This window comes from Lysobacter sp. Root604 (genome assembly GCF_001427505.1).
GTDB lineage: Bacteria > Pseudomonadota > Gammaproteobacteria > Xanthomonadales > Xanthomonadaceae > Lysobacter.
Genome location: NZ_LMGS01000002.1, coordinates 1 through 9,157, shown reverse-complemented (window position 1 = coordinate 9,157; position 9,157 = coordinate 1). Strand labels below are relative to the sequence as shown.

Below are 9,157 nucleotides of genomic sequence, written 5' to 3'. Positions count from 1 at the left end.
GCGCGTCACGACATCCTGCGTACCGCCGTGGTGTGGGAAGGACTGTCGACGCCGGTGCAGGTGGTCTATCGACAGGCGCGCGTGCCCGTGCACGAACTGRCCTTGCCGGGTGTGGGCGACGCCCTGGAAGAACTTGCCGGGCTCTCTGATCCGCGCAGCTTGCGGCTGGATCTCACCCGTGCGCCCTTGCTGGCGGCCTACGTCGCCGAAGACCGCGCGGGCGGTTGGATGCTGTCGATGTTGCAGCATCACCTGGTCTGCGATCACGTGACGCTGGCCCTGGCGCTTGCCGAGATCGATGCGATACGCRGTGGAARCGGTGCRGATCTGGCCGATGAGGTGCCGATGCGCCAGCTGGTGGCGCAGGCGCTGCGCGTGCCTGCGGCAGCGCACGAGGCCTATTTCCGCCAGGAACTGGCGCACATCGACGAGCCCACGGCGCCGTTCGACGTGCTCGATGCGCGGCAGAGCGGTGCGACATTCCAGACCGTCGGGCTGCCGCTGGACGAGTCGCTTGGGCGCGACATCCGCGCGGAGGCGCGCCGACGCGGCGTATCGCCGGCCGCGCTGTTTCATGTGGCATGGGCACAGGTTCTGGCGCGCTGCACAGGTCGCAACGAGGTGGTGTTCGGCACGGTACTGTCCGGGCGCATGCATGGCGCGGGCGGCGCGGACCGTGCCTGGGGCATGTTCATCAATACGCTGCCGATCCGCGTGGTGGTGGAAGGCACGGCGGCGGATGCCGTCGACCAGACGCGGCGCCGCCTGGCCGAGTTGCTCGAGCATGAGCACGCCCCGCTTTCGCTTGCGCAGCGCTGCAGCGGCGTGCCGTCGTCCTTGCCCCTGTTCACGACTTTGCTGAATTGCCGGCACGACGGCGATCTCTCCGCCATGCCGGGAGGCATGCGCCTGCTTGCATCCGAGGAAACGACCAATTATCCGATTTCGGTGGACGTGGATGACTTCGGCGACCGGTTCGCGCTGACCGTGCAGGTCGTCGACGGCTTGGACGCGGCACGCCTGGCCGGATACTTCGCCCACACCATAGAGAGCCTGACCGCGGAGCTGCGTCGTGATGGAGCGCGTTCGCTGCATGCCCTTGGATGTCCTGCCTCCGCCCGAGCGCGAGCGGGTGCTGTCCGAGTTCAACGCGACCACGGTCGACTATCCGCGCGAGTCGCTGATCCACGAGCTGTTCGAGCAGCAGGCGGCCGCGCAGCCGGATGCGGCGGCGGTGGCTTACGAAGACCACCATCTGACGTACGGCGAGCTCAATGCGCGGGCGAACCAGGTGGCGCATTACCTGCTATCGCAAGGCGTGAAGCCGGACGACCGGGTGGCGATCTGCGTCGAGCGCAGCCTGGAGATGGTGGTGGGGCTGCTGGGGATACTGAAGGCGGGCGGGGCGTATGTGCCGCTGGACCCCGATTATCCGGCGGAGCGGCTGGCGTACATGCTGGAGGACAGTGCGCCGGTGGCATTGCTGACGCAGGCGACGTTGGAGGAGCGCTTGCCGGTATGCGGCGTGCCCACGCTGCGGTGGGATACGAGCGAAGCCCAAGCGTTGCTGGCGGCACAGCCTACGCATAATCCGGATTCACGCGCGCATGGCCTGACCTCGCGCCACCTGGCCTACGTGATCTACACGTCCGGATCGACCGGCACGCCCAAGGGCGTGATGGTCGAGCATGCGAGCACGATGAGTTTCATCGCCGGCCATATTCGCCTGTGCGGGCTCGAACGCTCCGATCGCGTGCTGCAGTTCGCGTCGTTCGCATTCGACAGTTCGATTGCGGAGATGATGCCGACCCTGTCCGTCGGTGCGACGCTGGTTCTCCGCCCAAGACATCTGAGCCTGGATCAGTTCGGCGGGTTTCTGGAGACGCAACAGATCAGCGTGGTCGATTTGCCGACTGCGTTCTGGGGCGCATGGGCAAGATGGCTTGCGGAGACGCCTGCGCGCTCGCCCGGCGGCGCGTTGCGGCTGGTGATCGTCAGCGGTGAGTCGGTGGAGCTACACCATCTGCACGCATGGCATGCCAACCCGAATGCGCAGCGATGCCGATGGCTCAATAACTACGGTCCGACCGAGGCGACCGTGAACGCGACTGCGTTTGCGCTGGATGGCGCCGCGGACATCGCCGGGATGGGTGCCGTGTCGATCGGTCGGCCCGTTGCCAACGCCAAGGTCTATCTCTTGAGCGCGCGTGGCGAACCGGTGCCGCAGGGCGTGGCCGGTGAGTTGTATATCGGCGGAGCGGGCGTGGCGCGTGGATATCTGAACCGTCCGGAGCTGACGGCGGAGCGCTTCGTGGCCGATCCGTTCAGCGCCGACCCGCAAGCGCGCATGTACAGAACAGGGGATCTGGGTCGGTGGTTGCCGGACGGAACGATCGAGTTTCTGGGGCGCAACGACTTCCAGGTCAAGATCCGGGGCTTCCGGATCGAGCTGGGTGAGATCGAAGCCAGGCTGACGGCGTGTGCCGGCGTGCGCGAAGCGGTGGTGCTGGCGCGCGAGGACGTGCCGGGCGACAAGCGGCTGGTGGCGTATGTGGTGCCGGCTGCGGGAGTCGAGCCGACGGGAGTGCAGTTGCGCGAAGCGCTGCAAACGCAGTTGCCCGAGTACATGGTGCCGAGCGCCTTCATGGTGCTCGACGCGTTCCCGCTGACGCCCAACGGCAAGCTCGATCGCAAGGCGCTGCCTGCGCCGGACGGCAGCTCGCTGGTACAGCGCGAATACGAAGCGCCGCAGGGTGAGATGGAGAAGACACTGGCGCGCATCTGGGGCGAGCTGCTGGGTGTGGAGCAGGTGGGACGCCAGGATCACTTCTTCGAACTGGGCGGCCATTCGATGCTGGTGATGGCGATGATGGAGCAGTTGCGCACGGCGGGTCTGCGCGCCGAGGTGCGTGACATCTTCGCCGCACCGACTCTGCGTGAGTGCGCCGCGGTGCTGCGTCGTGGGAGCGCCGTCACCCTGGTGCCGCCGAACCTGCTGATGCCGGCGACGCAGGTCATCACGCCCGACTTGTTGCCGCTGGTGTCCTTGTCGCAGGAAGAGATCGATCGCATTGTCGACTCGGTGCCGGGCGGTGTCGCCAACATCCAGGATATCTATCCGCTGCTGCCGATGCAGGAAGGGATGCTGTTCCATCACCTGCTGCAGGAGCACGGCGATCTCTACCTGGCGCGGGTGATGCTGGCGTTCGACGACCGCGCCACGCTGGACGAGCTGCTCATCGGCTTGCAGGCGATGATCGACCGGCACGAAGTCCTGCGCAGCGGCTTCTACTGGGAAGGCCTGTCGCAACCGGTGCAGATCATCCGTCGTCGGGCGGAGTTGTCGGTGCACGAATTCGCGGTGGGGCCGGGCGAGGATGCCGAAGCACTGCTGCGCGAGCAGGCCGACCCGAGCAAGATCCGTCTCGATCTTCGCCGCGCCCCCTTGATGCACATGGAGATCGTGCACGATCGCGCGAACGGCCGCTGGCTGGCGGCGCTGCTGCATCACCACATCACCTGCGATCACCTGACCATGGAGCGGGTGCTCGCCGAGCTCGACGACTGGCGCGGCGGACGTCTGGATCCGGCGCCGGCCCCGCTCTTCCGCAACGTGGTGGCCGAAGCATGTCTGATACCACAAGACGTGCACGCGACATTCTTCCGTGAAAACCTGGCGGGCTTGGAAGCGCCCAGTGCGCCGTTCGGCCTGCTCGACGTGCAGCTGCAGGCGCACGATCTGACGACGGCATCACTAGCGCTGGACAGCGAGCTTGGTGCCGCTCTCCGCGATGCGGCACGACAAATGCGCGTTCCGGTTTCGGTGCTGTTCCATGCGGCATTCGCGCTGGTGGTTTCCCGCTGTTCCGGGCGCGACGATGTCGTGTTCGGCACGGTGCTCTCCGGACGACTGCAGGGCGCGGACGGTCGCGGCGAAGCGTTGGGACTGCACATCAATACGCTGCCGTTCCGCGTGCAGCTCGACGAAGGCGACGCGCGCGCGTTCGTTCATCGCTGCCACCAGCAGTTGCTGGAATTGCTCGCGCACGAGCAGGCGCCGCTGACACTCGCGCAGCGCATCAGCGGCCTGCCCGCTTCCATGCCGCTGCTGACCAGTCTGCTCAATTTCCGTCATAGCCTCGCCGAGGCCGACGCAGGTTTGGATTGGCCGGGCATGCGGATACTCGAAAGCAGCGGCGATGAGGCCAATTTCCCGCTCACCGCGAAGGTGGACGACTTCGGCACGGATTTCGACCTGCGCATCGACTGCCACCGCGACCTCGATCCGCAGCGGCTGCTGGGCTACTTCGAGACCGCACTGACGGCTCTTTGCGGTGCAACCGTCACTCCGTGTGCGGTCAAGCGCCTGGATGTCATGCCGGCCTCCGAGCGCCGCACGCTGGTGGGCGAAGACCATGCGCTGCCGGTGTATCCATCCGGCGCGGCTACGCTGCACGAACTTTTCGAGCTCGGCGCGGCGTCTCGACCTGACGCTGTTGCGCTGGTGTTCGAGGGCGAGTCGCTCAGCTATCGCACCTTGAACGAGCAGGCCAATCGCCTGGCGCATCACCTGTGCGCCCTGGGCGTGCGGCCGGAGGCGCGGGTGGCGATCTGTCTGGAACGCGGATTCGCGCAGGTGATCGCGCTGCTCGCGGTGCTGAAGGCCGGCGCGGCCTACGTGCCGCTCGACCCCGGGCATCCGGATGGCCGCTTGCGCGATACGGTGGTCGATTGCGAGCCGTCCGCGCTCATCACCAGCCTTGCGCTCGCGACGCGCTTTGCCGCCGACGCCTCGCTGGCGGTGCTGTGCATCGACGACGAGACGCTGCATGACGCCCTGTTGCGGCAGCCGGCCGATAATACGACGAGCACGGCGCGCGCCGACGGTCTCGCCTACATCATCTACACCTCGGGTTCGACCGGACGGCCCAAGGGCGTGCTGGTCGAGCATCGGCAGGTGCTGCGCCTGTTCGCGTCCTGCGAATCGTTGTTCGACTTCGGACATCGCGATGTCTGGACGCTGTTCCACTCCTTCGCCTTCGATTTCTCGGTATGGGAGATCTGGGGCGCGCTGCTCTACGGCGGGCGTCTGGTCATCGTGCCGCAGGCCGTCGCGCGCTCGGCCGATGCGTTCGGCGCGCTGCTGCGACGCGAGCAGGTCACCGTGCTCAACCAGACGCCTAGCGCGTTCTGGGCGCTTCTGGCCGCGCAGGAAGGGAATGCGGGCTGGTCGCAATCGTTGCGTTGGGTCGTATTCGGCGGCGAAGCGTTCGATCCGGGACGCCTGCGTTCGTGGTTCGACCAGGCTGGCGGTCGCGCTGCGCGCCTGATCAACATGTACGGCATCACCGAGACCACCGTGCACGTCACGTGGCAGGAAATCGACGCGTCGATGCTGGCGCAGAGCCTGAGCCCGATCGGCCGACCCTTGCCCGACTTGCGGGTCTACCTGCTGGACGAAGCGTACCGGCCGGTGCCATGGGGCGCGATCGGCGAAATCCATGTGGCGGGCGCCGGCCTCGCGCGCGGCTATTGGCGTCGCGAAGCGCTCACCGCCGAGCGCTTCGTACCCGACCCGTTCGCCGGCGGCGACAACCGGATGTACCGGAGCGGCGATCTCGCGCGGCTGCTTCCCGACGGCGGCCTGGATTACTTGGGGCGCAACGATTTCCAGGTCAAGGTGCGTGGCTATCGCATCGAGCTCGGCGAGATCGAGACGGCGCTGCTCGCATTGCCCGGCGTGCGTGAAGCGGCCGTGCTGGCGCGCAAGGAAGGTGTCGGCGACGGCCTGCTGGTGGCATACCTGACGATGGCGAGTGACGCGTCGTGGACGGCCGAGGCGTTGCGCGAAGCCTTGGCGGCGCAGCTGCCCGAGCACATGTTGCCGGGCGCCTTCGTGCCGATGGATGCATTCCCGCTGACCGTCAACGGCAAGCTCGATCGCGCGGCGCTGCCGCCGCCCGGCGAGGGCGAACGCGCGCAGCGTGCCTATGAAGCGCCGCTGGATGGGCTGGAGTCGATGCTTGCAGAGATCTGGCAGGAGCTGCTGGAGCTGCCGCGCATCGGTCGCAACGACGACTTTTTCGAACTGGGCGGCCACTCGCTGCTCGCCGTACGCATGGTGACGCAGATCGGTGCGCAGTTCGGATGCACCGTGCCGATTCAGGCGCTTTTCGCACATCGCACGCTCAAGGCCTTCGCCGGCTGCGTGCAGCAGCAGCAGGTGCTCGACACCTGGCGCGAGGCCATGACGGCCACGCCGGCGGATGCCGAGCTGCTCGAACAGGAATGGACGGAACTATGAGCATGTTGGACGTACTTGAAGCCTGCCGGGAACGCGGCATCCAACTGGCGCTCAAGAACGGAGGTCTGTCGTTGCGCGACCCGCAAGGCAGACTCGATCCTGTGTTGCGCGAACAATTGACCGTCCACAAGGCGGCCATCATGCAGTGGCTAGCTGCGCCGTCCGGTGGCGACGCGCCGATCCCGCCTGTGTCACGCGACGGTCGCCTGCCGCTGTCGTTCGCGCAGCAGCGGTTGTGGCTGGTGTCGGTGCTGGACCCGAGCGCGGATCGCGCCTATCACCTGCCCGCGGCGCTACGCCTGAGCGGCAGCGTGGATCGCGACGCGCTCAGGCAGGCGTTGGATGGCCTGGTCGCGCGGCATGAAGGCCTGCGCACGCGTTTCGTGGCCGAAGATGGCGTGCCCTGCCAGCTCGTGATGCCGGCCGGGCAGGGCTTCGCGCTGCGCGAGGAAGACGCGGCATCGCAGGACGCCGTCGAGCAGGCGATCGCCGACGAGCTGGCCACGCCGTTCGACCTGGCGAACGGCCCGATGATCCGCGGCCGCCTGCTGCGCGTGTCGGAACAGGAACACATGCTGGTGTTGAACCAGCACCACATCGTGAGCGACGGCTGGTCCAACGCGGTGATGGTGCGGGAACTGGCGGCGCTGTATCGCGCGGCCTGCCTGGGCGAGGCGGACGGGCTGGCACCGTTGCCGATCCAGTATGCGGACTACGCGCACTGGCAACGGCAGACGCTGCAGGGCCCGGCGCTGGCGCAGCAACTGGACTTCTGGCGCGGCCACCTGGCCGGCGCCCCCGAGCTGTTGGAACTGCCGCAGGACCGTCCGCGCCCGCCCACGCCCNTTGGTCCAACGCGGTGATGGTGCGGGAACTGGCGGCGCTGTATCGCGCGGCCTGCCTGGGCGAGGCGGACGGGCTGGCACCGTTGCCGATCCAGTATGCGGACTACGCGCACTGGCAGCGGCAGACGCTGCAGGGCCCGGTGCTGGCGCAGCAACTGGACTTCTGGCGCGGCCACCTGGCCGGCGCCCCCGAGCTGTTGGAACTGCCGCAGGACCGTCCGCGCCCGCCCACGCCCAGCCATGCGGGCGGGCAGTGGGCGCTGACGGTGCCGGCGCCGCTGACCGAGGGCTTGCGCGCGTTGGCGCAGCGGCACGGYGCAACCTTGTACATGGTGCTGATGGCGGCCTGGTCGCTGCTGCTGTCGCGCCTGTCGGGTCAGTCGACGGTGGTGGTGGCCACGCCGGTGGCCGGTCGCCACCGGCGCGAACTGGAAGGTTTGATCGGCTTCTTCGTCAACACGCTGGCGTTCTGCACGCGGGTGGAGGAAGGGCAGAGCGTCGCRCAGCTGATCGAAGCGGTGCGGCGCGAGACCCTGGCGGCGTTCGCGCACCAGGAGCTGCCGTTCGAGCAGGTGGTGGAGGCGCTGCGGCCGACGCGCAGCCTGAGCCATGTGCCGCTCGCGCAGGCGAGTTTCACCTGGCACAACGAGCCCGARGGCGGCGCGGTGGATCTGCCGCAGTTGTCGCTGGCGGCGTTGCCGCTRCCGCACCAGACCACGCAGTTCGATCTCTCCCTGCACCTGAGCGATACCGGTGCGTGTCTGGAAGGCACGTTGATCCATGCGAGCGACCTGTTCGACGAAGCCACCGTGGCGCGCTGGAGCCGGTGCTTCTTGCAGCTGCTGGAAGGGTTCGTGGCCGACGAGGCGCAGGAAGCCCTGCGCGTGCCGTTGCTGGCCGAAGCCGATTACCGGCAAGTGGTCGATGCGTTCAATGTCGTAACGCCGGCGCTGCCGCCGTCGTGGCTGGCGCATGCCTGCTTCGAGGGCTGGGTGGATGCCCGGGGCGATGCGATCGCCCTGGAGTTCGACGGCGARTCGCTGAGCTATGCCGAACTGGACGAACGCGCCAACCGTCTGGCGCATTACCTGCTGGCGCAGGGCGCGCAGCCCGATGCTCGGGTGGCGCTGTGCGTGGAACGCGGCGTGGAGTACCTGGTCGGCGTGCTGGGCATCCTGAAGGCCGGCTGCGCCTACGTGCCGCTGGATCCGGAGTACCCGTCGGCGCGGCTGTCCTACATGGTGAGCGACAGCGCGCCCTTGCTGGTGCTGACGCAATCGTCGGTGGCCGAGCATYTGCCGCCGCTGGACGTGCCGGTGCTGCGGCTGGATGTGGACCTGCCGGTGCTGACGCGGCGGCTGCCGGCSACGCGCCCGGCGGTGCCGGCGCTGCAACCGTCGCACCTGGCGTACCTGATCTACACCTCCGGYTCGACCGGCGAACCCAAGGCGGTGATGGTGGAACACCGCCAGCTGTGCCACCTGGCGGCCTCGCAGGCGGCGGTGTTCGGCGATCTGGCGGGATCGCGCGTGCTGCAGTTCGCCTCGCCCTCGTTCGATGCGAGCGTGTGGGAATGGGCGATGGCGCTGCTGTCGGGCGGCACGCTGTGCCTGGCGCCGCGGCATCGGCTGTTGCCGGGCGAACCGTTGCTGGCGACGCTGCGCGATCRCGCGATCACGCATGCGACCCTGCCGGGCAGCGCCCTGCAGACGCTGGGCGAGGCGGAGCTGCCGCAGCTGCGCACGCTGGTGGTGGCGGGTGARGCCTGCCCGGTCGCGCTGGCCGAGCGYTGGCGGGGACGGCTGTCGTTCTTCAACGCCTACGGCCCGACCGAAGGCACGGTYTGCGCGAGCATCGAACGCTGCCAGGAAGAAAACGATCGGACGGTGCCGATCGGGCGGCCGCTGCCGAACACGAAGCTGCACGTGCTGGACGCGCGTGGCGAAGTGGTGCCGGTGGGGGTGGTGGGCGAGATCCACCTGGGCGGCGCGGGTGTCACGCGCGGTTA

General features: G+C 68.1%; 2 protein-coding genes. One reads left to right on the top strand and one right to left on the bottom strand.

From position 1 onward, the window contains the following. The coding region (locus tag ASD69_RS22665) for a hypothetical protein (protein WP_235567186.1) at positions 1-1,095 on the bottom strand (1,095 nt) is incomplete at its 3' end. On the opposite strand from ASD69_RS22665, the gene ASD69_RS22660 reads away from it, so the two are divergent. Beyond that, positions 1,094-6,304: a non-ribosomal peptide synthetase gene (locus tag ASD69_RS22660; RefSeq protein WP_056176764.1), complete on the top strand. Its 5,211-nt coding sequence runs from the start codon at positions 1,094-1,096 to the stop codon at positions 6,302-6,304. The two genes, ASD69_RS22665 and ASD69_RS22660, sit on opposite strands and share 2 nt — an antisense overlap. Positions 6,305-9,157 lie beyond the last annotated feature (2,853 nt).